Annotated in this window: 4 protein-coding genes; 1 reads left to right on the top strand and 3 read right to left on the bottom strand. The window is 41.5% G+C overall.

Annotated features, from left to right (window positions below; translation table 11 throughout):
• Both B0181_RS09875 and B0181_RS12225 read right to left on the bottom strand, forming a co-directional pair.
• Positions 1-605: BRO-N domain-containing protein (locus tag B0181_RS09875; protein WP_282956014.1), on the bottom strand; the 605-nt coding region annotated here is incomplete at its 3' end.
• Positions 606-925: 320 nt separating this feature from the next.
• A complete protein-coding gene (locus B0181_RS12225; protein WP_165474547.1) occupies positions 926-1,075 on the bottom strand; it encodes a hypothetical protein in 150 nt (49 codons plus the stop codon).
• 475 nt (positions 1,076-1,550) lie between these two features.
• Here B0181_RS12225 and B0181_RS09880 point away from each other — a divergent pair, with 475 nt between their 5' ends.
• On the top strand, positions 1,551-1,742 hold the full coding sequence (locus B0181_RS09880; protein WP_078277338.1) for a hypothetical protein: 192 nt from the start codon (positions 1,551-1,553) through the stop codon (positions 1,740-1,742).
• Between the two features lie 34 nt (positions 1,743-1,776).
• On the opposite strand, the gene B0181_RS09885 is transcribed toward B0181_RS09880, so the two are convergent.
• Complete coding sequence (locus B0181_RS09885) at positions 1,777-2,010, bottom strand: hypothetical protein (protein ID WP_078277339.1); 234 nt, start codon at positions 2,008-2,010, stop codon at positions 1,777-1,779.
• Positions 2,011-2,357 lie beyond the last annotated feature (347 nt).

Raw genomic sequence — 2,357 nt, forward strand, 5'->3', positions numbered from 1 at the left:
GCATATTCGTCAATCTCACGTCGATAATCGCCATAGGCTTCACAGTGCGGTGTGATGGCATCTAAGATGGCATGAGCCTGTGGGATTTGGTTTTCGCTGATGTCAGCGATGTTTCTTAAGCTTAGCTTGACACGCAAAAGATTGTACATTTCATTGCTTGCTGAACCTGTCTTGCGAAAACAAAAGGACAAACGATGGACTTTATCCTTAATGCCTTGCAATTGAGCAGCAGTGGCTCGGTCTGCCTTAACATGATATGAGCCTGTGCGGCGAATGGTGGGTAGGACTTCTGATGTTACCCATTTTCTGAAATTGTACTGTACAGTGCCTTTTTGCATTGCCTTACGGCTTCGCAAGATTAAGATATACAGTCCACTTTCGTTAATGATGTTGATTTCTTTCACTCGGTAATCTAGCCCTAGATTAAAGCTAGGGCTAACTTCTAGCTTGGCTTTTTCGTCATCATCTAGAGATTTGATAGCGTCAGAAGTATTTTGAATTTCTAAAATATCGCATACGTCATTAGCTAAAAACCAAGGATTGCCCAGTCGGTCAACAATGCGAACGGGCAGGTTTTCAAAAGTGAAATTGATAATGTTTGACATGGTGTTCTCCAGTAGTAGGTTCATGAACCATCACCGAATAACGCCAATTATAGGGTGATGGATTATGCAGGATTGGCGTACCGCCTACTGGAAACGGCGAGCTAAAAGCTCTCCTACATAATCCACCATATCAAAGGCTGATTGCCTTTTTGGGGCGGGGTGCATAAAATGTACCCCATGTTTTGATGGGCTTATTACAATAAAAAACACGCTTTGATGGCGTGTAATTATCGCCAGTAAGTTCGGAACGCCAATTCCGCCATCGGATTTTGCCGATGTGGGGATATGATAGTGTATTTTTTGGGGGTTGTCAAATGTTTTTAAGCCTTGAATGCCAAAACAATCACGTCCAGCTTGTACAGCACGATAGGTACAGACAACAACACCATCAACGCAAAAACCGTTTGCCATAAGCCGTATTTTTCCAGCATTTTTAGCACCCATTCACCTAAATTTATGTTAAAATTCATCTATGTTTTATCCTTGTACGCTAAGGGTAAAATTAAAAACCCAGCCGTTCCCGCGGTTGGGTTTTTGCTTATGTACAGAATAAAAGATGATTGCCAGCAGCTCAAGTAGGCGTTGTTGTAAGTGAAGGACTTACAACAAAGAAATAAAAAAGCCAAGCTATTTTTAGGCGAAAACCTAATAAATACTTGACTTTTAACATAAGCTAGGCTATAATGCGTTTTATCAAGTAAGGGTGCTGCAACACCCAAACTTGATAGGTTACCGCCACCGACCTAAGTCAAGTGGTGGCTATCCTAGGAGAATGACAATGTGGTTCATTAAGCTAATCATTGTTATTATCTTGCTTTTGTTAAGCAATAATGCTTACTAAGTAAGATAAAGCCTGTAAAGGCGGGTGTTAAGTCGGTGCAAGCTGGCTTAACACTTTCTCCTAAAACTTACGCTCATTCTAACAACTATCTATGGGGTTGTCAAATGCCTAAAATTGTCAAAAATCCTAAAACCGCCGCCCAAATTCAAAAACAAAGCAATGAGCGCCGAGGTGTCAAGAATAAAGCCTTTACGCTAAAGCTTGAAGACATTGAGTTCATCGTCAATCGCGCTGCCGAGCTTGGCATTCCCCAAAATGAGCTGATTGTACGAGCGGTGCGGGCGTATCGTGGATAAAGCATCAAGTTTCCCTTGATAACTGCCCCATCTGTCAGTCAATCGCCATCATCAAAATTTTGCCGCCTTGCTTGTTGGTCATCCCCCATGTGCTGCCTACCGCAAATTTCGCCCACGCTAGGGCGTTTCTTGGCGTTTTGAAGTACTCTTGCGTGATGTGGTCTATCATCTCATCACGGCTTAGTGCCATGCCGTCATCGGGCAGTAGCGCAAGGGTTTCTCTTAGGTCTTTTGCTTTTAGCAAGCAGTTAAAGGTTTTGGTTTTCATGGTTTAGCTCCTGTGGTTAATCCGTCATTGGCAGCTATTAAATTTTACTTAACAACTGCCAGTAGCTGATTAACTCCGTTATCTGCCACGGTGGATTGGGCTTCACTACCCATTTTTTGAGTAGCTCTGTGATTTTCCCTGCACAGTAGGGCTTCCGGGCTTTTAAATAGTCTGAAGCAAAGGCTGTTTGCTTGGTATGGGGGTATTAAACCATAAGTTTAATTATCATGCAAGTAAAAAATAAACCAAAAGTATAAAAAATTTATAAATGTTTGATTTTCAAAATAAAAATATAAGCCGTGAGTTTAATTTAATAAGTTTAAAAGACAACAAAAAACCGCCAAAGG

This window comes from Moraxella caviae, from assembly GCF_002014985.1.
Taxonomy (GTDB): Bacteria; Pseudomonadota; Gammaproteobacteria; order Pseudomonadales; family Moraxellaceae; genus Moraxella; species Moraxella caviae.